This is a genomic window from Cupriavidus sp. PET2-C1, assembly GCF_054515855.1.
In genome coordinates this window covers 1,721,433-1,742,020 of record NZ_CM137260.1, presented here as the reverse complement: position 1 = coordinate 1,742,020, position 20,588 = coordinate 1,721,433, and the positions used below count along the sequence as shown (strand labels likewise).

At 64.4% G+C, this 20,588-nt stretch carries 23 protein-coding genes; 8 read left to right on the top strand and 15 right to left on the bottom strand.

What is annotated here, in order from left to right:
- Window positions 1–73 precede the first annotated feature (73 nt).
- From ACX12D_RS27815 to ACX12D_RS27805, 3 genes are all read left to right on the top strand, one after another.
- Window positions 74–1,231 (top strand): L-talarate/galactarate dehydratase, encoded by a 1,158-nt coding sequence (locus ACX12D_RS27815; RefSeq protein WP_459374268.1) that lies wholly within the window; start codon window positions 74–76, stop codon window positions 1,229–1,231.
- A gap of 161 nt (window positions 1,232–1,392) precedes the next feature.
- The gene (locus tag ACX12D_RS27810) at window positions 1,393–2,265 is read left to right on the top strand and encodes a Bug family tripartite tricarboxylate transporter substrate binding protein (RefSeq protein ID WP_459374266.1); all 873 of its coding nucleotides are present in this window, start codon (window positions 1,393–1,395) and stop codon (window positions 2,263–2,265) included.
- Window positions 2,266–2,439: 174 nt separating this feature from the next.
- Window positions 2,440–2,727, top strand: coding sequence for a hypothetical protein (locus tag ACX12D_RS27805; protein ID WP_459374264.1), 288 nt, complete (start codon window positions 2,440–2,442; stop codon window positions 2,725–2,727).
- Window positions 2,728–2,814: 87 nt separating this feature from the next.
- Here ACX12D_RS27805 and ACX12D_RS27800 read toward each other — a convergent pair whose 3' ends face one another.
- The 4 genes from ACX12D_RS27800 to ACX12D_RS27785 all read right to left on the bottom strand — a co-directional run bounded on the left by ACX12D_RS27800 (window position 2,815) and on the right by ACX12D_RS27785 (window position 7,066).
- Window positions 2,815–3,906, bottom strand: coding sequence for a porin (locus ACX12D_RS27800; protein ID WP_459374262.1), 1,092 nt, complete (start codon window positions 3,904–3,906; stop codon window positions 2,815–2,817).
- 173 nt (window positions 3,907–4,079) lie between these two features.
- Window positions 4,080–4,856 (bottom strand): enoyl-CoA hydratase, encoded by a 777-nt coding sequence (locus ACX12D_RS27795; protein WP_459374260.1) that lies wholly within the window; start codon window positions 4,854–4,856, stop codon window positions 4,080–4,082.
- 9 nt (window positions 4,857–4,865) lie between these two features.
- A complete protein-coding gene (locus ACX12D_RS27790) occupies window positions 4,866–5,837 on the bottom strand; it encodes a Bug family tripartite tricarboxylate transporter substrate binding protein (protein ID WP_441640831.1) in 972 nt (323 codons plus the stop codon).
- Window positions 5,838–5,884: 47 nt separating this feature from the next.
- Entirely contained in the window at window positions 5,885–7,066 is a 1,182-nt protein-coding gene (locus tag ACX12D_RS27785; RefSeq protein ID WP_459374257.1) for a CaiB/BaiF CoA transferase family protein, read from the bottom strand.
- A gap of 329 nt (window positions 7,067–7,395) precedes the next feature.
- On the opposite strand from ACX12D_RS27785, the gene ACX12D_RS27780 reads away from it, so the two are divergent.
- Together ACX12D_RS27780 and ACX12D_RS27775 are read left to right on the top strand one after the other, a co-directional pair.
- Window positions 7,396–7,818 carry a phasin family protein gene (locus ACX12D_RS27780; RefSeq protein ID WP_459374255.1) on the top strand — a complete coding sequence of 141 codons (423 nt, stop codon included), beginning with the start codon at window positions 7,396–7,398 and terminating at the stop codon, window positions 7,816–7,818.
- A gap of 162 nt (window positions 7,819–7,980) precedes the next feature.
- Window positions 7,981–8,127: a DUF3096 domain-containing protein gene (locus ACX12D_RS27775; protein ID WP_441640834.1), complete on the top strand. Its 147-nt coding sequence runs from the start codon at window positions 7,981–7,983 to the stop codon at window positions 8,125–8,127.
- A 125-nt stretch (window positions 8,128–8,252) separates the two neighbouring features.
- Here ACX12D_RS27775 and ACX12D_RS27770 read toward each other — a convergent pair whose 3' ends face one another.
- The 6 genes from ACX12D_RS27770 to ACX12D_RS27745 form a co-directional block, all read right to left on the bottom strand.
- Entirely contained in the window at window positions 8,253–8,813 is a 561-nt protein-coding gene (locus tag ACX12D_RS27770; RefSeq protein WP_459374254.1) for a phasin family protein, read from the bottom strand.
- Window positions 8,814–9,142: 329 nt separating this feature from the next.
- On the bottom strand, window positions 9,143–9,466 hold the full coding sequence (locus tag ACX12D_RS27765) for a putative quinol monooxygenase (RefSeq protein ID WP_459374253.1): 324 nt from the start codon (window positions 9,464–9,466) through the stop codon (window positions 9,143–9,145).
- Window positions 9,467–9,639: 173 nt separating this feature from the next.
- The gene (locus ACX12D_RS27760) at window positions 9,640–10,389 is read right to left on the bottom strand and encodes an SDR family oxidoreductase (protein WP_459374251.1); all 750 of its coding nucleotides are present in this window, start codon (window positions 10,387–10,389) and stop codon (window positions 9,640–9,642) included.
- Window positions 10,390–10,614: 225 nt separating this feature from the next.
- Window positions 10,615–12,264 (bottom strand): acyl-CoA synthetase, encoded by a 1,650-nt coding sequence (locus ACX12D_RS27755; RefSeq protein WP_459374250.1) that lies wholly within the window; start codon window positions 12,262–12,264, stop codon window positions 10,615–10,617.
- Window positions 12,265–12,423: 159 nt separating this feature from the next.
- Window positions 12,424–13,077: an SH3 domain-containing protein gene (locus ACX12D_RS27750; RefSeq protein WP_459374249.1), complete on the bottom strand. Its 654-nt coding sequence runs from the start codon at window positions 13,075–13,077 to the stop codon at window positions 12,424–12,426.
- Between the two features lie 31 nt (window positions 13,078–13,108).
- Window positions 13,109–13,276: a hypothetical protein gene (locus ACX12D_RS27745; RefSeq protein WP_006164149.1), complete on the bottom strand. Its 168-nt coding sequence runs from the start codon at window positions 13,274–13,276 to the stop codon at window positions 13,109–13,111.
- Window positions 13,277–13,472: 196 nt separating this feature from the next.
- Between ACX12D_RS27745 and ACX12D_RS27740 the strand changes: the two genes are divergently transcribed.
- Both ACX12D_RS27740 and ACX12D_RS27735 read left to right on the top strand, forming a co-directional pair.
- Window positions 13,473–14,027 (top strand): YbhB/YbcL family Raf kinase inhibitor-like protein, encoded by a 555-nt coding sequence (locus ACX12D_RS27740; protein WP_459374247.1) that lies wholly within the window; start codon window positions 13,473–13,475, stop codon window positions 14,025–14,027.
- Between the two features lie 463 nt (window positions 14,028–14,490).
- Window positions 14,491–15,696, top strand: a complete 1,206-nt coding sequence (locus ACX12D_RS27735) for an NAD(P)/FAD-dependent oxidoreductase (protein ID WP_459376542.1) — start codon at window positions 14,491–14,493, stop codon at window positions 15,694–15,696.
- Window positions 15,697–15,732: 36 nt separating this feature from the next.
- Here ACX12D_RS27735 and ACX12D_RS27730 read toward each other — a convergent pair whose 3' ends face one another.
- The 3 genes from ACX12D_RS27730 to ACX12D_RS27720 all read right to left on the bottom strand — a co-directional run bounded on the left by ACX12D_RS27730 (window position 15,733) and on the right by ACX12D_RS27720 (window position 18,337).
- Window positions 15,733–16,281, bottom strand: a complete 549-nt coding sequence (locus ACX12D_RS27730; protein WP_459374246.1) for an RrF2 family transcriptional regulator — start codon at window positions 16,279–16,281, stop codon at window positions 15,733–15,735.
- 121 nt (window positions 16,282–16,402) lie between these two features.
- The gene (locus ACX12D_RS27725; protein WP_459374245.1) at window positions 16,403–17,197 is read right to left on the bottom strand and encodes an SDR family NAD(P)-dependent oxidoreductase; all 795 of its coding nucleotides are present in this window, start codon (window positions 17,195–17,197) and stop codon (window positions 16,403–16,405) included.
- Between the two features lie 93 nt (window positions 17,198–17,290).
- Entirely contained in the window at window positions 17,291–18,337 is a 1,047-nt protein-coding gene (locus ACX12D_RS27720) for an OmpA family protein (RefSeq protein WP_459374243.1), read from the bottom strand.
- 217 nt (window positions 18,338–18,554) lie between these two features.
- Here ACX12D_RS27720 and purT point away from each other — a divergent pair, with 217 nt between their 5' ends.
- Window positions 18,555–19,760, top strand: coding sequence for a formate-dependent phosphoribosylglycinamide formyltransferase (gene purT / locus ACX12D_RS27715; protein ID WP_459374242.1), 1,206 nt, complete (start codon window positions 18,555–18,557; stop codon window positions 19,758–19,760).
- A 46-nt stretch (window positions 19,761–19,806) separates the two neighbouring features.
- On the opposite strand, the gene ACX12D_RS27710 is transcribed toward purT, so the two are convergent.
- Both ACX12D_RS27710 and ACX12D_RS27705 read right to left on the bottom strand, forming a co-directional pair.
- A complete protein-coding gene (locus ACX12D_RS27710; RefSeq protein WP_441640405.1) occupies window positions 19,807–20,199 on the bottom strand; it encodes a type II toxin-antitoxin system VapC family toxin in 393 nt (130 codons plus the stop codon).
- Window positions 20,196–20,438, bottom strand: a complete 243-nt coding sequence (locus ACX12D_RS27705; RefSeq protein WP_441640406.1) for an antitoxin — start codon at window positions 20,436–20,438, stop codon at window positions 20,196–20,198. The genes ACX12D_RS27710 and ACX12D_RS27705 overlap by 4 nt, the downstream gene beginning before the upstream one ends.
- Window positions 20,439–20,588: the final 150 nt, after the last annotated feature.

Sequence of the window (20,588 nt, the reverse complement as noted above, 5' to 3'; positions counted from 1 at the left end):
GCATCACCACGCATCACCGCGCATCGCCAGGCGGCCTCGGTGGGCCGCATCTCAAGGAATCAGGAGCACAAGCATGACCACGCAGCACCAGCAGAAGAGCGGCGCAAACGACAACATCGCATCGATCCGGCTTTCATCGGTGTACCTGCCGCTCGCGACACCTATCAGCGACGCCAAGGTGCTAACCGGCAGACAGAAGCCGATGACCGAGATCGCGATACTCTTTGCCGAGATCGAGACGGAGGGCGGCGACAAGGGGCTCGGATTCAGCTACGCCAAGCGGGCCGGGGGACCCGGGCAATTCGCACACGCCAGGGAGATCGCGCCGGCGCTGATCGGCGAGGATGCCAACGACATCGCGCGGCTGTGGAACAAGCTGATCTGGGCGGGTGCATCCGTTGGGCGCAGCGGCTTGGCCACGCAAGCCATTGGCGCATTCGACGTTGCGCTGTGGGACCTCAAGGCCAGGCGTGCCAACCTGCCGCTGGCGAAGCTTCTCGGTGCGCACCGCGACTCGGTGAAGTGCTACAACACCTCGGGCGGCTTTCTTCATACGCCGCTCGACCAGCTTCTGGTGAACGCGAGCAAATCGGTGGAGAAGGGCATCGGCGGCATCAAGCTGAAGGTTGGGCAGCCCGACTGCGCCGCCGACATCAAGCGGGTGGAGACGGTGCGCAAACACCTGGGCGATGGCTTTGCGCTGATGGTCGATGCCAACCAGCAGTGGGATCGGCCGACCGCGCAGCGCATGTGCCGCATCTTGGAGCAGTTCAACCTGACCTGGATCGAAGAGCCGCTGGACGCCTACGACGCCGAAGGCCATGCCGCATTGGCTGCCCAATTCGACACGCCGATCGCCACCGGCGAGATGCTGACGAGCGTGGCGGAACACTGGGAGCTGATTCGCCATCGCGCAGCCGATTACCTGATGCCCGACGGCCCGCGCGTGGGCGGCATCACGCCCTTCCTGGCGGTGGCATCGCTGGCAGATCACGCGGGACTGATGATTGCGCCTCACTTTGCCATGGAGTTGCATGTCCACCTCGCGGCAGCGTACCCGCGCGAGCCGTGGGTGGAGCACTTCGAATGGCTGGAGCCATTGTTCAACGAACGCCTCGAAATCAGGGACGGCCGCATGCTGGTGCCGACGCGGCCGGGGATCGGTGTGAGCCTGAGCGGTCAAGTGGCCGGGTGGACCCGGGAGGAGGCGGAGTTCGGCGCCAAGCGGTAACCGGCAAGCGTGCGGGGCCGGTGCATTGATAAAGATGCGATAAAGACGGAGACATGATGCGAAACAGGATCACGACGCTACGCTGCGTGGCAGCGCTTCTGATGGCTTGTGCCGGTGGCGCCGCCACGGCGCAAGCCAAGTTCCCGAACGCACCCATTCGCATGCTGGTAGGCACGCCGGCGGGCGGGACCACCGACGTGATCGCCCGGCTGATCGCTGCCAGGATGAGTCAATCGCTGAGCCAGAGTGTCGTGGTCGAGAACCGCACCGGTGCCAGTGGCCTGATCGCGGCGGAGAGCGTGGCGAAGGCCTCGGCGGATGGCTACACCGTGTTGATGGCTTCATCGCAATTGGCGACGTATCGCGCGCTGTATGTGGCCACCAGACTGGAACCGGAAAAGGACCTCGAGCCGCTTGGGATTGTGGCCACTTCACCGTATGTGATGGTCGTGCATCCGTCGCTTCCGGTGAAAACGCTTCCTGAACTGATCGCGTACGCCAAGGCAAATCCCGGAAAGATCTCCTACGCGGGATCCAGCCCTGGCACCGCCCAGCATCTCGGTTGGGAATTGATCAAGACCAAAGCCGGTGTCGATATGCAGTACGTGCCTTACAAGGGCACTGGCGCCCTGATGCCCGACCTGCTTGCCGGCCGGCTGCAGGCTGGCATCGACAATGTCGCCATCCTGACGCCATACATCAAGAGCGGGCAGTTGCGAGGCATCGCCGTGACGAGTCCGGCCCGCACGCAGTTGCTGCCGGACTTGCCTACCGTCGCAGCCTCCGGCGTGCCTGATTTCCAGGCCATGGGCTGGTTCGGCGTGTTCGCCACCGGCAAGGCGCCGCCGGAAGCGCTGGCGGCGTTGAGGAGCGCAGTGCGATCCGCGATGGCGGCGCCGGAGGTGCGGGAAAAACTGGTGGGCATGGGGGCGGAGCCCCAGAGCGGTGACCCAGCCGAATTGGGCAGCTTGCTCAAACGCGAGTCCACAGTCTGGTCCAAGGTGATCAAGGACAACCACATCTCGGTGCAATAGCCGGGCCAGCACGCACCGGGCCTGCGCATTGTTGCTTTCCGCCCTCGCACCTGACAGGCATTAACAATTGATTACAACGGAAGGGGGCCAGTCGCACTATGCTCCCCGTGCCCCAAAAGACTGCGGCCGCCAATACAGCGGCATGCCGTACAACATGAAACGCAGGAAAACCGCATGAACAAGATCTACACGTTTGCCCTGATGGCGATTGCCATGCTGGCGGCGACTTCGGGAGCCGCCCAGGCGCAGCATGTTGTCGGGGGGATGGGCGAGGAAGTCAGGATCGGTGCATTCGGTGGCCGTGCGGATAATTACCTGGGCGGCCGCGGCCTGCCCGACAGCCGTGGGCCCAATGCGGCGGGCCGGGACAGGAACCGCACGCGAGCCAATGACCGGCATGCGGTGCGCGCCACCGGCGCGCGCGGAAAGGCGCCTTCACTTCCTGGCAGAAACTTGCCGTAGGCGTCAGAGGCGCCATCTTTGCCCGCTTAAGCGCGGGCCAAGGTCGATAAAGCGTTTCGCGCTGGGCTCACAACTCAAGAAAGCGGCTCAGAACCGATGCCGCACACCGACAATCGCGCCAACCTGGCTTTGCCCGGCGCCGACTTGTTCCGTGGTATTCACCAGCGTCGTCGCATTGGCATTCAGCGATGGCCCGAACCCGGACAATCCCATCGCAGACCCATCGCGGTTCTTCGCGTAAGCGAGGGTCGTGTAGAGATCGGTACGCTTGGACAGCGCGTACGTGCCGGATAACACAAAGCTCAGCGGATCGGCCGACGTGTTGCGCACGTCGGTGTAGTACGCAGCGCCGGTCAGTGAAATAGCTGGCGTGGCCTGGTACTGCACGCCGGCCCAGTAGAGGTTGGTGCGCAGGGAGCTGGTGGTGAAGTCGCCACGGTAGTAGCGGTAGCCCGCAAGCACCTTGACCGACGAGAAGGCATAGGCCGCGGCCACGGCGGCGCGGCGCTCGCGGTTGTCCTGCAGCGTGACCGTGCTGCCGCGGACTTCGTCGTAGGCCACGCGCATGGACAGGGGGCCGCTGGCGTAGCCCAGGCTGGCGCTCCATTCCCGTCCTGCCTTGGATGCGCCGGCGATTTCGCCGCCGGCGGTGCTGTCGTAGCCGGTGCTGTAGAGCAGCCCGTAGTAGATGCCGCCCGTGGTGCCGGTGAACTTGATGGCGTTGTCGGCGCGGCCTGACATCCATTTGTCGTGCATCAGCAGCGAGTAGCGAGTCGAGATGACCATCGGGTCGAACGCCGACGAGAGATCGTACAGCAGCGTCTGTTGGCGGCCGAGGGTCAGCGTGCCGTACTGGGCCTGCAGGCCGGCGAAGGCCTGGCGGCCGAACAGGCGGCCGCCCTGGTTGATCTTGCCAGTGTCGAGGTCGAAGCCGTTCTCCAGTACGAATACGCCCTTAAGGCCGTTGCCCAGGTCTTCCGTGCCACGCAGGCCGAAGCGCGAGGTGGAGAGGTTGCCGGTGGACATGCGCACCGTGGAGTTGCTGCCGCCGGTGGCGTTGGGCGCGTGGCTCAGGTATTCGATGCCGGCATCGACCACGCCGTAAAGCGTGATACTGCCTTGCGCCATTGCGGCGCCGGGAATGAGCGGCAACAGCGCCAGCCATGCACGAGATTTCATTGCGTTGATTTCCTTATGATTTGCGGCGCCCCATGGGCTCGGGCATCGCAGCGGCGTCAATGTAGCGTCATAAGGACAATGCAAAAAAGGGAGTTCCCGGAACAGACTGTTCCTGCCTGCGAACAGTCTGTCCTGGCTGCCTTGGCCCCTTTTTCCCGCGTACCGCTTACCGCCTACCGCTTGCGCTGCAGGAACTCGTTCATGTACCGCTGCGGCTCCCCGGTCTCGAAGGCACTGCCAAACTCCGCCACGCTGTTGTTGATGGCCACATCCAGCGGCGTCTCTTCCCACTCGCGCAGCAGTCGCTTCTGCTGGCGCACCACGGCAGGGCCGAAGCCGGCCAGCAGCGTGGCGAGGCGTTCGACCTCGGCGTCCAGTTCGGCTAGCGGCACCACCTTGCTCACCAGGCCCCACGCCAGCGCTTCGCGCGCGTCGGAGATCTCGCCGGTCAGCAGCATCCACGCGGCGCGGGCGTTGCCGATCAGGCGGGGCATCAGTGCGGCGTGGATGACCGACGGAATGCCCACCTTGACCTCGGGCATGCCGACGCGGGTGTTGTCCGCGGCGACGCGGATGTCACAGGCCAGCGCGAGTTCCAGGCCGCCGCCCAGGCACCAGCCCGGCATGCGCGCGATCACGGGCACGGGGAAGTGGCGCAGGGCGTCGCACAGGCCGCGCAGGCCACTGATGAAGCGCTGCGCGCTGTCGCGGGTTAGTGCGGCCATCTCCTTGATGTCGGCGCCGCCGATAAAGCCTTTTTCTCCGGCGCCTTGCACGATCAGCACGCGGATCTCGTCAACGGCCGCGAGCTCGGCCACGGCCTGGGTCAGCGCGGCGATGACCGGTGTGCTGAGGATGTTGAGCGAGCCGGCCTCGCGGATGGTGAGAGTGGCGATGCCGAGCGCATTGATCTCGATGCCGGCGTATGGCTTGTTATCTGCTTGGCTCATGGCGTGGTCTCACTGCAGTTTTGTGAAATGGATATCTTCGACGACCTTCTTCCAGTGTGCGTTCTGGCCGCGGATCAGGTCGGCGAAGGCCCCGCGCGTCGTCGGTGCCGGAATGGCGCCTTGCTTCTCGATGGCGGTGACGACCTCGGGGTCGGCCAGCACCTGCCGCACTGCGTCGTTGAGCTTGTCCAGGATAGCCGCTGGCGTGCCGGCTGGCGCGCCCAGGCCGAACCAGGAGGGATTGTTCATCGCGGGCAGGCCAGCCTCGGCATAGGTCGGCACATTGGGCAGTACTTTCAGTCGCTGCCTGGCAGCCACCGCCAGCGGGCGCAGGCGGTGGCCCTGGATCAGGCTGGAGGAGGAGGGGATGTTGTCGAACACCACCTGGATCTGGCCCGCCACCGCATCGTTGAGCGCGGGGCCCAGGCCTTTGTAGGGCACGTGGAGCATCCTCGTGCCAGTCTCGTTCATGAACAGCTCGCCGTTCATATGGCTCAGGCCGCCATTGCCCGACGATCCGAACGAGTACTTGCCCGGGTTGGCCTTGAGCAGCTTGATGAAGGCGGGCAGGTCGCTGGCCGGGAAGGCAGGGTTGACCACCAGTACGTTGGGCACGTCGGCGAGGTTGCTGATGGGGTCGAAATCCCTGACGGGGTCGTAGGCCGTCTTGGCGTACACGTTGGGGTTGACTGCGTGCGAGCTTTCCACTTCCATGACCAGCGTGTAGCCGTCCGCGGGCTGCTTGGCCGCATACGCGCTGCCCACGGCGCCGCCCGCGCCTGGGCGGTTTTCCACCACGACGGGCTGCTTGAGCACGGCGCCGAGCCGGGTGCCGACAATGCGCGCGATGATATCGGTGGTGCCGCCTGCCGCGTAGGGCACGATCAGCTTGATGGGCTTGTCGGGGTAGGCCGAGGCGTGCGCGCCGCTGGCAAGGCTCAGGCCGGCGAGCAGGGTGGTGGCGATGATGCGTTTGTTCAAGCGATGTCTCCGGATGGGTTCTTTTTAGGTGTCGGTGCGCGCCGGCGCTAGTTGCCGTTGCGCCGGCTGTGCTCGTCGAGCAGCGGCGGCGGCGCCAGTGCTCGCGCGCCGCTGCTGGCCAGCATGGGGTTGCGGATCATCGGCACGCGGCCAAGCACCGGGTGTTCGGCTTGCTGCACCAGTTGGCGGTGCGCCACCTGCGGATGCGCAAACACGTCTTCCATGGAGTGGATCGGGCCCCATGGCACGCCGGCCGCGTCGAAGGCTTGCGTCCAGCTCTGCCGGTCGCGGGTGTGGAACACGTCGGTGAGCAGCTTGCGCAGCGCCGGCAGGTTGGCGATGCGCCCGGCGTTGCTGGCGTAGCGCGGGTCGGCTGCCAGCGCGCCCAGGCTGGCCACTTCGCAAAAGCGTGCGAACTGCGCGTCGTTGCCGATGGCAAGGATCAGGTGGCCATCCGCGCAGCGAAAGACTTCGTACGGCGCGCAGTTGGGATGCGCATTGCCGCTGCGTTGCGGCGCCTTGCCGGACACCAGGTAGTTGGAGGCCTGGTTGGCATTGAGCGCGACTGCCACGTCAAGCAGGGCGATATCCAGGTACTCGCCCTCGCCGGTGGCGTGACGGCGCAGCAAGGCCGCCAGCACGGCCGAGGTGGCATACATGCCGGTGGTCAGGTCCACCACCGCCACGCCCGTGCGCAGCGGGCCGGCGCCAGGCTCGCCGTCGGGGTGCCCGGTGTAGCTCATCAGCCCGCCCATGCCCTGGAACACGTAGTCGTAGCCGGGCTTGTCGGCCATCGGGCCGCTCTGGCCAAAGCCGGTGATCGACAGATAGACCAGCCGCGGGTTGAGCGCCTTGAGCGTTTCATAGTCCAGGCCGTAGCGGCGCAGCGTGCCAACCTTGTAGTTCTCCACCAGCACATCGGCTTGCAGCGCAAGCGCGCGGATCTGCGCGGCGCCTTCGGGGGTGGCGTAGTCGATGGCCACGGATTGCTTGCCGCGGTTGCAGCAGATGAAGTAGGCGGACAGGCCGATCTCGCTGTCGCCGCCCGCGCTGCCTTCGGGTGCGTGCAAGTAGGGTGGGCCCCAGCCGCGCGTATCGTCGCCGTGACCGGGGCGTTCTACCTTGGTGACGTCGGCGCCCAGGTCGGCCAGGTTCTGCGTGCACCACGGGCCGGCCAGTATCCGGGACAAATCCAGCACCTTGATGCCGGCCAGGGCCTGATGAAGCATGGGATCTCCGCAAGACAGGTAGTGATGGTGCGGGCGAGTGTATCGGCGGCCCCCGGGGCAGGCCAGTTCATAGTTTTCAAGGAAGCGTTCGCCGAATTCGAACGGCCTGGTGAAGGCTTGGTGAGGGTTTGGTGAGGGCCGGTGTGGCCCGAAGTGAATTCCGGGGCGCTCGGCTGCAAACGGTGGCGCTTTCCCCCCAAGCGGCGTGCGGCACGCGCTACACTTGAGCTACCGCGCCCGCCGCCATCGAGAAGTCAATCGGGCAGACACATCCGGATCCCGGCGCGGCCAGTTCCCTGCTTCACCTACCCCCAGCGAGGAGATGCATCATGTCGACACCGTCCAATCCGTTCACCGATTTCAGCAAGTTGCTCGAGCAGTACAAGCTCCCCGGGGTCGATATGACCTCGGTAATCGAAGCGCGGCGCAAGGATATCGAAGCCATCGCGGAGGCCAACAAGGTGGCCTACGAAGGCATGCAGGCACTGGTGCAGAAGCAAACGGAGATCCTGAGCAAGACCATACAGGAGATCCAGTCGGCGGCGCAAAAGATGACCACCGGCGGCAACCCGGCCGAGGCCATGGCCAAGCAAGGCGAGTTCGTTCAGCAGGGCCTGCAGCAGGCGTTCAACAATATGCGTGAACTGGCGGAGATGGCGCAGAAATCGCAGGCCGAGGCGCTGGCCGTGATTACCAAGCGCGCGGAGCAGAATATCGAAGAGGCGAAAAACCTGATGAAGCCGAAGGGCTAGTCAGCGCGAGCAAGCGCAAGTCCGTGCAAGCGACAAGCCTGTTGCGGACAGCCTCGCCAAGCCAGGATCGCTCCTGATCCTGGCTTGACGGGCCGCGTCGCGGCGCCATGCCAGCGCGTCCATCGCAGTGCCTGGACGGCACTGCTGTGAAAGGGATCCATCATGATCGCCATCACGAACGCCAGCCCGCTGATCTCGCTGATCGCGGGCATCCTGATTCTGATCATGCCGCGGCTGCTGAACTACATCGTGGCAATCTACCTGATCGTCATCGGCTTGCTAGGGCTGTTCGGCGGGCACCTGCACTAAGAGGCCGTTTCCAAAAGAGGCTGGCGTCGTCGCGTGGCCTTGGCCGATCCACTTGTACTGGCTGCGGCCGCGCGCCTTGTTCCCGCGCAGCACGGGAAGGCCGCGCTGCGCGGGCGTGCTTTACTTCAAGATGCCTTGACAGCGCGGCGTGCGCTTTGCTGGACTGCGCCAGTCGCGGCCGCGGTCGATGCTTCGAAGTTGGATTTCACCGTTTCAGCCGCTTGCTTCGAGGCCTTCTGCACCGATTCGTAGGTGTTGTTGGCGGCGGCAACCGTCTGCTGCAGCAGGGCGGTGATGGCCTCCGATCCGGCCGGCGCATTCTTTACGAACGTATCGACGAAGGTCTGCACGCTGCGGTTGTGCTGTTCGTATTGCGCTTCCACCGTCTTGGTGAGTTCGGCCTGCGTGGCCGAGGCAATCTCGTACACATGGCGGGCATACGCCAGCGCCTTGTCGGCTGCCGGCTGCGCGAACTTACCTTGTGCGCTGAAGACATCCTTCAGGTCGCCACCGGACAAGGCCGCCTGCACGTTCTCCTGGCTTTCGGCCAGGCTCGACTTCACGGCTTGCAGGTTCAGCTCGGCCAGTTTCTGGAAACCGTCGAAAGCCGTATTCGTCAGCGCGAACAAGTTGGCGAAATGGGCTTTCTGGGCTTCAGCGAACTGGTCGGACGAAAAAACGAACATGCGTGTTCTCCTGTGTATCGCCCGGCAGCCAGGTCGACATGCACGGGATGTGCCGTCGCGGCAAGCGGGTCGAATATGAGATTCGGAAAGGCGGCGGCATCACTGATTTGCGCAGTGCACCATCCAACGGCAGATTCTAGAGCCCTCTATTTGGATAGCCCCTAGGGAGATACCCGAACAAGCAGGGCATCCCGCTTGTTGCTGTGCAGCAAGGTCGACATGCGCGTACCCAACTGTGTGGGGGTGCTTTCGGAGCAAAGGCCGCGTCCTCCACTTCCGGATGATCGTCTTCCGGCTCCCGCCATGAGGGCAACGTCAACTGTCCGAGCTTATGCTGCTGGCTTCTCGAACGCGCGCAGCGGCTTGAGGAATTCCAGCGTGCGCTCGCGCTTGAGCAGTCTCGGCAATGCCTGCTCATAGGCCTGCCGATAGGGCCGGCTCAAGTGATATGCCTGGAAGTACGCGGGGCTGCAAGCCCAGGTCTCGTAGAGCACCAGCGTATCGGGGTCTTCGACCGAGCGATGCAGGTAGGTGTTGACGAAATCCGGCTCCTTGGCCATTTGCTCCAGTACTTGCAGCAAGCTGGATTCGAGTTCGTCGCGATGCTCCGGCTTACCCGGCAGGTGGACGATAAAGGCGATGTTTTCACTCATGGTGTTCCGTGCTCCTTGCTGATGCTAGAGGCCGTTTCAAAAAGATTCTGGCGTTGTTGCGCGGCCTTGCCGTACCACTTGTACTGTCTGCGGCCGCGCGCCTAGCCAGAACCGCTTCGCTTCATTTTGAAACGGCCTCTTAGTCAGATAATCCAGTTAAGCCAGCTCAAGCCTCACAGCTGGCTCATGCCGCCATCGACGATGATCTCCGTGCCGACGATGAACGCCGACTCGGTGGCCGAGAGATGCAGCACCGTTGCCGCGATTTCCTTCGGGTCGCCAAAGCGGCCGAGCGGGACCTGGCTCTTGATCTGGGCAGCGGTGTTGGCGAGGGTGTCGGCGTCCAGGCCGAGCTTGCCGTAGAGCGGCGTGCTCACCGGGCCCGGGCTGAGCACATTGACGCGTACGCCACGCGGCAGCAGCTCGGCGGAGAGCGTCTTGGCCAGCGAGATGAGGCCGGCCTTGCTGGCCGCGTAGACCGCAGATGACGGCATGCCGATGTGCGCGTTGATGGAGCCGTTGAGCACAATCGACGCGCCTGGATTGAACAGCGGCGCCAGTGCCTGGATCTGGAAGAAGGGGCCCTTCACATTGGTATTGAAGGTCTGGTCCCACATCGATTCCTCGACATCCGACAGCGGTGCGAACCTGGCGATGCCCGCGTTGATGAACACGGCGTCGAGCTTGATGCCTTCATCGGTGAGGCGTTCTGCCAGCGCGCGGGCCGCGTCCACGGTGCCGGCGTCATTCTTGATGGCTAGCGCGTTAGCGCCCAGCGTGGGCTTGGCGGCTTCCAGCGTCGCGGTGTCCCTGCCCGTCACGATGACGCGCGCGCCTTCGGCGGCGAATGCCTGCGCGGTAGCCAGGCCCATGCCACTGTTGCCGCCAGTGATCAGTACGGTTTTGCCTTCGAAGCGATTCATGGTGTTCTCCTGAGAACGTGGTGTGGTGGTGTGAATGGAGTATGGACAGCGCGGGGCAATAAGCCATACGAAAGAGTTGGCAAGCTCGTTCGAAAAGATTGGACATCTTTGGCGGCCTGTCAAAAAGCGCTTCCAACCACACGCGGACTCAGGGAAAAGGAAAAAGGGCGCTGCCAAGCAGCGCCCCCCCAATGTCTTGCTGCGCCGGCAGCCGTGCCGGCAAGGCTACGCCTGCGCCTCGCGCTGCCGCGCCACTTCCTGGCTGCGCAGGATAAAGCGCTGGACCTTGCCGCTCGGCGTCTTCGGCAACTCGGGCACGAACTCGATTTCGCGGGGATAGGCGTGGGCCGCGAGGCGATTGCGCACGTGCAGGCGCAGTTCTTCGGCCAGCGCCGGGCTCGCCTTGTATTGCGGGCCGAGCACGACAAAGGCCTTGATCAGTTCGGTGCGTTCCGGGTCGGGCTTGCCGATGACCGCGGTCTCGACCACCGCCGGATGCTCGATCAGCGCGCTCTCTACATCGAACGGTCCGACCCGGTAGCCGGAGGTGGTGATGACATCGTCGGCGCGGCCGATAAAGCTGATGCTGCCGTCGGGGTTCAGCTCCGCGGTGTCGCCGGTCAGGTAGTACTGGCCGACGAAGGCGCCGGTGGGCGTGCCGTGGTAGCCGGCGAACCAAGCCATCGGCGATTGCGCCATATCCAGCGCGAGCGTGCCAGGCTGGCCAGCCGGCAACTCGCGCGCGTTGTCGTCCAGCACCACCACGCGATGGCCCGGGCTGGCGAAGCCGGCCGCGCCCAGGTGCACCGGATGGCGCAGCGCGTGGTGATTGCACAGCACCATGCCGAGCTCGGTCTGGCCGTAGTGATCGTGAATGGTGACGCAGAGCTGGTCGGCGAACCAGCGGATCACTTCCGGATTGAGCGGCTCGCCCGCGCTGCTGACCGCGCGCAGCTTGCCGCGCAGCGGCCCGGCCACGGCCTGGCCAGCCGCGATCAGCAGGCGATAGGCGGTGGGCGAGCCGGCCAGGTTGGTGATGCCGTACTTGTCGATCACCCGGCATGTGCTCTCGATGCTGAATGGGCCATCGTAGAACGTGGTGGGGTGCCCCAGGGCCAGAGGCCCGGTCACCGCGTAATACAAGCCATAGGCCCAGCCAGGATCGGCGAGGTTCCAGAAGGCATCCTCCGGGCGCAGGTCGACCGCGTCGCGCATGTAGCCCGCGAACGCGGCCACGGCCTTGAGCGGCACCAGCAGCGGCTTGGCGGGGCCGGTGGTGCCGGAGGTGAACATCATCAGGAACGGATCGTCGCCGGTGCGCATGACCGGATCGAACCGGGCTGGCTGGCGGTCAAGCTCCGCCCAGAAACTGAAGTCTCCGCGCGCGATGCCGCGCCCTTTGGCGCCGCCAACGGTGAGTACGCCGGGGCAGTTCTCCACCTCATCGAGCTTTGCGCGATTGGCGCCGTCGGTCACCACGAGCCGAGCGCCGGAAGTCTGCAGCCGATGCTCGATGGCCTTGGGGCCAAAGGCGGTGAACAACGGCTGGTAGACCGCGCCGGCGCGCCAGGTGCCCAGGATCGTGACAAGCAGCTCCGGCGTGCGCGGCAGCAAGCCTGCCACACGGTCGCCGGGGCCGATGCCTTGCGCCGCGAGGAAGTTGGCAAATTGCGCGGAGAGCTTTTGCAACTGGCTGAAGGTATAGGTCTCGCTGGTGCCGTCGCGGCTCTCCCAGAACAGCGCGATGCGCCCGGGCAGTGCATGGCGGTCGCAGCATTCGATGCAGGCGTTGATGGCATCGAGCTTGCCGCTCAGGCGCTCCGAGAGCGATGCCTCATAGGAAAAGCCGGCGATGGCCTCGGCGTATTCGCGCATGGTGGTCTCCTGGTTTTCTTGTATGAATGGCAGCCGTCCGGTTGGACAGGGGGTGCGCAAAATTCTGGGCCACACCGGCGTGCCCGGCAATGGCCAAAATTTCCAGGGTGGCTGAACCCGTTTGCCAGTGTGCGTCGCGAGGGCCGTTTGGGCGTGATGCTATCGGCCGCCGTGGCCACCATGGCCGCCGTGTCCGCCGTGGCCGCCGTGACCACCGCCGTGACCACCGCCACCGTGGCCACCGCCACCGTGGCCACCGCCACCGTGGCCACCGCCACCACCGCCACCACCGCCACCACCACCATGGCCGCCTCCGCCTCCATGACCCGGCGGACGGCCGGGCGGATAACCACCAGGCGGGCGCGCATGTCCCGGCGGATAGCCCGGTCCCGGCCCATATGGCGGACGATGCGCCCAGCGCTCCCGGTCGTGGTACCAAGGCCGCCCGCGATAGTAGCGACCCCAGTAGGCGCCGATGGAGAACGTGATGATGGGAAGGCCGATCACGGTGCCGTAGTTCAGCACCGGGACACTGCCGCCCTGATAGGGATAGCCAAGCTGCCCGGCATAGACCCAGCCACGCAGGTTAGGCAGCGCCACGTCGCACCATGTGTACTGGCTGACGCACCCCATCACGGTGAGCGGCACGCCGCCGGACAACTGCGCCACCACCGGGTAATCCGGCGCGGGTCCGGCACGCAGGTTGACGGGGGCGGTGGTAAAGGCTTGGGCAGGCTGCGCAAGCGCCACACCGGGCGCGGCCAGCAATGCGGTGATTCCCGCTAGAGCGCACTTAACAGCCACTCGGCGCATCAAGGCCTCCGCGGCCGCTGGTGATTGCGGTTTACCCCACCACGTGCCAGGGCGAGACGGAGAACGCCACCATCAGAACGGAAACGATGGCGGGGGCGCCGTATTTGATTGCGAGCGATTGGGAGAGTGTGCCGAGCAAGACATAGAGGCACACCAAGCCAATCGCGCACATGAAAACAAGGCTTTGATAATCTTGCATGGATGTCTCCGTTAGTCGTTATATTTTTAACGTTATATCCAATGACATCGTCCGTACTAAGTAACAGCCTTGAGCACGATCAAGCCCATATTAAGTCCGGGCAATCGTGAGTGCCAGAGGGTATACGCGCACCTTTTTCGCGCGAGTACCGAATACATTCCACTCATTCCACTCATTCCAATGGAGCGAGACACAAATGAAACTCACCAGAACACGCTTCGCGTCACTGGCTGGCGCATTGGTTTATGGCTGCTTCGGCACGGCATTTGCGGCGGGCATGCAGGTGTCATCCGCATCGTTCGCGGACGGGGCGGCGATCCCTGCGCTGCATGGCAACAATACGTCCGATTGCGGCGGCAAAGGCGTGTCGCCGCAGGTGTCGTGGTCGAATCTTCCCGCCGGCACCAGGTCCATGGCGGTACTGCTACTGGATCCCGACGGCAATATGGGGCTAGGCAATTCGCATTGGGTTGCCTACAACATCGCCGCCGATCGCGGCCAGCTGAAGGAAGGCGAGGGCCAGACCAGTGGCCAAGGCGTCACCATTGGCAAGAGTGTCCGCGGCGAGCCGCTTTATCGAGGACCTTGTCCGCCGGTTGGTGATGCGCCGCACCATTATGTGTTGACCGTCATCGCCACAGACCTTGCGCCAACCGCGCTGCCGCCCGGCCTGACCAGGGACGAACTGATGCAGGCGCTAAAGGGCCATGCGCTTGGCGGCCAAAGCGTCATTGGAAGATATGCGCGCTAAACGGTGGCGTAGCCTTTTGAGCGCACCTTTCATGAGCAAGAGGCTACGGGCATCGGGCCATCAGCAATAACGCTTCGCAATCACGCTCGGAAATACCCCGGCAATTGCCACAACAGCAATACACCATGACCCGCCACGCCGGCGCTGCGCGAGTGTTGCCCGCGCGGCGGCGGCCATCACAGGGCTGCAACCAGCACCGCTGCCAATAGCGCGCCAACGTGATGTCGAACATCACGCAATGATGCTTGGCGGGCTCGATCCTCTCGCTACGATCTCGTGCTGCTGCCGCAGGCAAGGCGCATCGTCGCCGCATGCGGCGAACTCGCCGTTGGCAACGCGCGCCGAAAAAATCCCTTGAGTTTCAAAACTACGACTCATAGAATCGGAGTTATGGGCCGGCGCGTCGCACAGCATGCAAGGTCCGGCAGCTTGAACGCAAGCGTAAATTCAGAGGAGTTGCATGATGGCTAAACGTATCCTGATCGTTGGCGCCGGCTTCGCCGGTATGTGGAGTGCCCTGAGCGCGGCGCGCCTGATCGACCTGCACGGCCAGAAGGATGTGGAGATCGCACTGATCGCGCCCCAGCCGGAACTGCATGTGCGTCCGCGCTTCTATGAGGCAGGTGCTGCGCGGATGAGGGCGCCGCTGCGGGACATCTTCAATGCGGTCGGCGTCAGGTTCATCCAGGGCACCGTCGAGCGGATCCATGCGGGCCGCAATGAAGTCGAGGTGGTTGGCGTCGATCAAGCGAGGTCAACGCTGTCCTATGACCGCCTCGTGCTCGCGGCGGGCAGCCGCCTGTTCCGCCCGCAGATCCCGGGCCTGGACAAGCATGCATTCAGCGTGGACCAGATCGATGAAGCGGCCGAGCTGGAGGCGCATATCAAGCGCCTTGCCGATCATCCGGCATCCGCCGCGCGCAATACCATCGTGGTGGCCGGTGGCGGCTTCACCGGCATCGAGACCGCAGCCGAAATGCCGGCGCGCCTGCGCGAAGCGCTGGGCGAGGACGCCGAGGTGAACGTCATCGTGGTCGATCGCCATGACGAGGTGGCCGCCGAGCTCGGCGCCGGCCCGCGTCCCGTCATCACGCAAGCGCTTGAAGCGCTTGGCGTGACCTGGCGGCTAGGCGCGTCGGTGGCGTCGGTCGACGAGAACGGCCTGACCACGGCGGACGGCGAGCGCATCGATGCCAAGACGGTGATCTGGACGGCGGGCGTGCGCGCCAGCGCGCTCACGCAGCAGATCCCCGCGCAGCGCGATGCATTCGGTCGCCTGCATGTGGACAGCAACCTGCGCGTCAAGGGCGTGGATGCCGTGTTTGCCACCGGTGATGTCGCCTATGCCGCCACGGACGATGACGGCAACTATGCCGCGATGTCGTGCCAGCACGCGATGAACCTTGGCCGCTCGGCGGGGCACAACGTTGCCGCGGACCTGCTCGGCCTCGCACCGATTCCCTACCGCCAGCCGCGGTACGTCACCTGCCTGGACCTGGGCCCGTGGGGCGCGGTCTACACCGAGGGCTGGGAGCGCGAAGTGAAGCTCGTTGGCGCGGATGCCAAGGCGCTGAAGGGCCGGATCAACGCCGAGTGGATCTATCCGCCCAGCGCCGATCGCGCGCAGGCACTGGCCGCGGCCAATCCCGATCGTACCGTGGTCGCGTAATGCCTTTGCGTTGACTGGCCGGAATCGCTTGTGGATTCAACCGGCCTGGTCTTTGTCTGCCGTATCGCGCTCGCCACGCCGGTGGGTGGCGCGGTCGGCAAGCCATCGCACTACGTGCGGGCCGAAGTTGGATGGCGCCTTGACGAGGGTCCGCTCGGCGAGATCGGCGAGCGTGTGCTTGGCCAGTTCCTGCCGCATGGCCTTTTGTGCCGCCTGCATGACGGCATCGATGGAGCAGGTGCCACGAGTGGCCCAGGCGGGCGGCGACGCATCGAACAGCGCGCAGCGCTCGCGGATATCGCGGCAATCGAACAGCGCCTTGTCGCCGTCGATCGCTTGCACCACATCCATGACCGTGATCTTTGCCGCCGGCCGCGCCAGCGAGAAGCCGCCGCGAATGCCTTCGGTGGCCACGACCAGGTTGGCCTTGGCCAGCTTGGTGAACAATTTGGCGAGGTATTCGGCGGGGACGCCTTGCAGCTCGGCCAGGTCGCGCACGCTGGCTTCCTTGACGCTTGCCGTCGGGTCGGCGAGGAACAGGAGGCAGTGCAGTCCGTATTCGACGCCCGTGCTGATGTGGGACATGGCTTAACTAAGATAGATTGAATCGTAGTTCAGCCTATACAGATTCAATGCGAAGCGCAAGCGTGGGGAGCGGCCAGCAGGCGCGGCCGCATGGCCGCGCAAGGAAAGCCGCGCACAGGACTCAGGCGATCGTATCCACGACCCCGCCGTCCACGCGCAACGCGGCGCCGGTGGTGGCCGAAGCTTGCGGGGAGCAGGCATAGACGATCATGTTGGCGACTTCTTCGACGCTGGCGGCACGCTGGATGATCGAGGTGGAACGGTGTGTCTTGACGAAGTCCGCCGCCACGGCTTCGGCGGATTGCCCCGAGCCTGCAATGGCATCCTTGAGCATGTCGGTGACGCCCTCCGACAGCGTGGGGCCTGGCAGCACCGCATTGACGGTCACGCCGGTACCGGCTAGCCGCTTGGCCAGCCCGCGTGAGACCGCGAGTTGCGCGGTCTTGGAAAAGCCGTAGTGGATCATGTCGGCGGGGATATTCAGTGCCGATTCCGACGAGACGAACACGATCCGTCCCCATTTACGCTCGGCCATGGACGGCGCATAGGCCCGCGACAGCCGCACGCCCGACATGACGTTGGTTTCGAAGAATCGGGTCCACTCGCTGTCGGGGGTCTCAAAGAAGTCCTGCGGCTGGAAGATGCCAAGGTTATTCACCAGCACATCCACCCGGGGATGCATCGCTACCAGGCGGGCGCAGACTTCGGGGTCGGCAAGGTCGCCGACGAAACCCGTCACGTCAGCGCCGGCAACAGCGGCGCGCAGCGCTTGCAGGGCCTTGTCTACCGTGGCCTCGCTGCGCCCGTTGACGATGACGCTGGCGCCCGCGCCGGCGAGCCCCTTGGCCGTTGCGAAGCCGATGCCGGCGGTGGATCCTGAAACAAGGGCGATCTTGCCCGTGAGATCAATCTTCATGGCCATTCCTTGTTATGCCTGGTAGGGAGGCCTGCCGAGCGCAGGCCGACTGACCTAGTGTATTGGCTCCGTGGATTTCGGCAAGGTCGTCCCTCAGGCGGCCACGCGCACCAGTTCCACCCTCCGGTTCTTGCCGCGGCCTTCCTCGCTGGCATTGTCGGCAATCGGCTTGCTGGCGCCAAAGCCCTCGGCACGCACGCGGGACTTGTCGACACCCTTGGCAATCAGTGCGGCGGCTACGGCTTCGGCGCGTTTCTTGGACAATTGCTGATTGTGTTTTTCATCGCCGACATTGTTGGTATGCCCATCGATCGACAGCTTCAGCGTAGGCGCCTTGTCCAGGAGCTTGCCGATTTCGTCGATGACCGGCTGGTCGTCCTGGCGGATGGCCGCCTTGTCGGTATCGAAATTCAGGTAGAGCGCGATACGGCCCTTTTCATCGAGTGCTTTTTGCATGTCGTCGGCCTTGACCAGGCCCACCACCGTCTTCATCTGGCCTTCCGTGACCGTGATGATCTGGGTGTAGCCGCCACCGACAAACAGGCCGATCCAGGCGTTGCCTTCCGGCTTGCGGATCAGGTAGTAGTCATAGCTGTCGGGGCTCATCGCCACGCGCATCTTGTTGACGATCAGGTCGCCCAGGTCGTTGTTGTTCTGGGCCAGCATGGCGGGGTTGGTCGGCAGCATGGCGCTGACCTTGACGCCGCCCAGCGCCTTGATGACCGCTTCGTAGTTGCGTTGCGCGGCGAGGTCGGACAGCTTCGCGTCCGAGTTCATGAAATGCCGGTTTTCGTAGCGTCCCTCGACTGGCAGGAGCTGGCTGCCGGCGATCACGTAGATGCGGTCGAATTCGGAGCTTTTGACAAACTTGTGGCCGTCGATCAGCCCGCTTGGCCAGTCGATATAGGGGAAGGGCGGCAGTTCGGCAGTGGACATCGGCACGCTCGCGATATCGAACTTAGCGGTGGCCGATGTGGTGGCCGATGCGGCGGCAGGAGCCGGCGATGCAGCCGCGGGAGCTGCGGCCTGAGCAGCCTGATCGCTGGCCGGCGCAGCCGTATCCTGCTTTTTCTTGCAGCCCGACAGCGCAAGTACGCCGACGAATGCAACGGTACAGCCGACTTTCAACCACGCTTGCATATTGCCCGATCCCTGAGTGTATTCAAGTCGATGAAACTCGACTGATTGGTTATATTCGCAGAGCCGGATTCTACGCGGAATTGGTGTCAAAGCCGCGTCGATGTGGCGAAAGCCTCACCGGTCCTGCATGCCTTCCGGGCCGGGCTGCCGCCTCGCCTGGGCGCGCGCTTTCGGTCCACGTACAATCGCTCCTTTTACTTGATCCCAAGGGTCCCACATGACCACTATCGGCACCCCTCTCTCGCCCGGCGCGACCAAAGTCATGCTGCTGGGCTCCGGCGAGCTCGGCAAGGAAGTCCTGATCGCGCTGCAACGCCTCGGCGTTGAAACGATTGCAGTGGACCGCTATGCCGATGCGCCCGGCCAGCAGGTGGCGCACCATGCGCGCACCATTTCCATGAGCGATCCGGACCAGCTCAAGGCGCTGATCGAAGCCGAGAAGCCGGACCTGGTGGTGCCGGAGATCGAGGCCATTGCCACGCAGATGCTGGAGACGCTGGAAGCTGCGGGCGTGGTGCGCGTCATCCCCACGGCGCGCGCGGCGCGCCTGACCATGGATCGCGAAGGCATCCGCCGCCTGGCCGCGGAGACCCTCGGCGTGCCCACCAGCCCCTACAAGTTCTGCGACTCGCTGGAAGAGCTGCAGGCGGCCATCGATGGCGGCATCGGCTACCCGTGCGTGGTCAAGCCGGTGATGAGCAGCTCCGGCAAGGGCCAGAGCAAGATCGACGGCCCAGCCGGCGTCAAGGCCGCATGGGACTACGCCATGGCCGGCGGCCGTGTCAGCCACGGCCGCGTGATCGTGGAAGGCTTCATCGACTTCGACTACGAAATCACGCTGCTGACGGTGCGCGCGATCGGCGCCGACGGCCAGGTGGAAACGCAGTTCTGCGAGCCGATCGGCCACGTGCAGGTCAGCGGGGATTACGTGGAGAGCTGGCAGCCGCATCCGATGCATCCGGCCGCGCTGCAAACATCCCAGCAGATTGCGCAGGCCGTCACCGCCAACCTGGGCGGACAGGGCCTGTTCGGCGTGGAGCTGTTCGTCAAGGGCGAGCAGGTCTGGTTCAGCGAGGTCAGCCCGCGTCCGCACGACACCGGCATGGTGACCATGATCACCCAATGGCAGAACGAGTTCGAGCTGCACGCGCGCGCCATTCTCGGCCTGCCGGTCAGCACGGCGCTCAAGAGCCCGGGCGCCAGCGCGGTGATCTATGGTGGCGTGGATGCGCAAGGCGTGGTGTTCGACGGCGTGGACGAGGCGCTGCGCGTACCGCAGACCGAGCTGCGCCTGTTCGGCAAGCCGGAGAGCTTCACCAAGCGCCGCATGGGCGTGGCGCTGGCGTATGACGCCGATGTGGAAGCGGCCCGCGTGCGCGCCAAGGATGCGGCGGGACGCGTGAAGCCGCGCGTGGCAGGCTGAGCGTATCGCGCGAGGAGGGGGAGAGCCCGCGGGCTCTCTCTCGGTATCAGCCCTCCCAGTCCTCGACGCGCAGGCCAGCTACGCGTTGAAACTCGCGGGTGTTGTGGGTGACAAGTGTCAGGGCTCGTGCGCGGGCCTGGCCCGCAATCAGTACATCGTAAGGACCAATTGGCGTGCCGGCTGTGGCTAGCGCCGCTCGCAGCTCACCGGCGTGACGCGCATCTTCGCGGTCGAAGTCCAGCACTTCGAATTGCAACCCTTCGACCCGAGCGAGGTTTTCCGTGGCGCGTTGGCTTTTGAACGCGCCATAGAATAGCTCGTGCGCCACAATGGCCGGGATGCCGAAATCTTGCGGCTGGTGTTGCCGCAATCGTTTCAGAAAGCCTGCGTGGCCTCTCAGGAGTGCAATGACGGCATTGCTGTCGAGCAGGAATTTCACTTAAAAAAATCCAGTTCTGGCCGGCTCTGCTCCGCGGGCTGCTCGCTTGCCGCCTGCGCGAAGTCTTCGTCCAGCGGGCCGACGATGGGATCCAGCCACGCCCAATCGCTGACAATAGGCTCCAGGATGACGGCGTTGCCATGGCGGCGAATGCGCACCTCGCTTGCCTCGAAACGGAAGTCTTTCGGCAAGCGTACGGCTTGTGATCGTCCAGACCAGAAGATTTTTGCGGTATCCATGCGCACGCCTGTTGAGTGAGATATACCAAAAGTATATGCCTGTGGCCCGAGGTGTTCAATAGCGATTAGTGTCTTATGATGCTCATTGATTGGCCTCTGCCAGCCAAACTCGTTCAAACACAGCAGTCCCCAATCACATCGTCACATCGT

What these genes read in the sequence shown, in the direction of transcription:
- ACX12D_RS27745 (WP_006164149.1), bottom strand. Translation starts at nt 13,276, where the DNA reads ATGCAAGATTATCAAAGCCTTGTTTTCATGTGCGCGATTGGCTTGGTG.
- ACX12D_RS27740 (WP_459374247.1), top strand. Translation starts at nt 13,473, where the DNA reads ATGAAACTCACCAGAACACGCTTCGCGTCACTGGCTGGCGCATTGGTT.
- ACX12D_RS27755 (WP_459374250.1), bottom strand. Translation starts at nt 12,264, where the DNA reads ATGCGCGAATACGCCGAGGCCATCGCCGGCTTTTCCTATGAGGCATCG.
- ACX12D_RS27810 (WP_459374266.1), top strand. Translation starts at nt 1,393, where the DNA reads ATGCTGGTAGGCACGCCGGCGGGCGGGACCACCGACGTGATCGCCCGG.
- ACX12D_RS27725 (WP_459374245.1), bottom strand. Translation starts at nt 17,197, where the DNA reads ATGAAGATTGATCTCACGGGCAAGATCGCCCTTGTTTCAGGATCCACC.
- ACX12D_RS27730 (WP_459374246.1), bottom strand. Translation starts at nt 16,281, where the DNA reads ATGTCCCACATCAGCACGGGCGTCGAATACGGACTGCACTGCCTCCTG.
- purT (WP_459374242.1), top strand. Translation starts at nt 18,555, where the DNA reads ATGACCACTATCGGCACCCCTCTCTCGCCCGGCGCGACCAAAGTCATG.
- ACX12D_RS27775 (WP_441640834.1), top strand. Translation starts at nt 7,981, where the DNA reads ATGATCGCCATCACGAACGCCAGCCCGCTGATCTCGCTGATCGCGGGC.
- ACX12D_RS27800 (WP_459374262.1), bottom strand. Translation starts at nt 3,906, where the DNA reads ATGAAATCTCGTGCATGGCTGGCGCTGTTGCCGCTCATTCCCGGCGCC.
- ACX12D_RS27750 (WP_459374249.1), bottom strand. Translation starts at nt 13,077, where the DNA reads ATGCGCCGAGTGGCTGTTAAGTGCGCTCTAGCGGGAATCACCGCATTG.
- ACX12D_RS27760 (WP_459374251.1), bottom strand. Translation starts at nt 10,389, where the DNA reads ATGAATCGCTTCGAAGGCAAAACCGTACTGATCACTGGCGGCAACAGT.
- ACX12D_RS27815 (WP_459374268.1), top strand. Translation starts at nt 74, where the DNA reads ATGACCACGCAGCACCAGCAGAAGAGCGGCGCAAACGACAACATCGCA.
- ACX12D_RS27795 (WP_459374260.1), bottom strand. Translation starts at nt 4,856, where the DNA reads ATGAGCCAAGCAGATAACAAGCCATACGCCGGCATCGAGATCAATGCG.
- ACX12D_RS27785 (WP_459374257.1), bottom strand. Translation starts at nt 7,066, where the DNA reads ATGCTTCATCAGGCCCTGGCCGGCATCAAGGTGCTGGATTTGTCCCGG.
- ACX12D_RS27770 (WP_459374254.1), bottom strand. Translation starts at nt 8,813, where the DNA reads ATGTTCGTTTTTTCGTCCGACCAGTTCGCTGAAGCCCAGAAAGCCCAT.
- ACX12D_RS27780 (WP_459374255.1), top strand. Translation starts at nt 7,396, where the DNA reads ATGTCGACACCGTCCAATCCGTTCACCGATTTCAGCAAGTTGCTCGAG.
- ACX12D_RS27705 (WP_441640406.1), bottom strand. Translation starts at nt 20,438, where the DNA reads ATGGATACCGCAAAAATCTTCTGGTCTGGACGATCACAAGCCGTACGC.
- ACX12D_RS27735 (WP_459376542.1), top strand. Translation starts at nt 14,491, where the DNA reads ATGGCTAAACGTATCCTGATCGTTGGCGCCGGCTTCGCCGGTATGTGG.
- ACX12D_RS27765 (WP_459374253.1), bottom strand. Translation starts at nt 9,466, where the DNA reads ATGAGTGAAAACATCGCCTTTATCGTCCACCTGCCGGGTAAGCCGGAG.
- ACX12D_RS27720 (WP_459374243.1), bottom strand. Translation starts at nt 18,337, where the DNA reads ATGCAAGCGTGGTTGAAAGTCGGCTGTACCGTTGCATTCGTCGGCGTA.
- ACX12D_RS27805 (WP_459374264.1), top strand. Translation starts at nt 2,440, where the DNA reads ATGAACAAGATCTACACGTTTGCCCTGATGGCGATTGCCATGCTGGCG.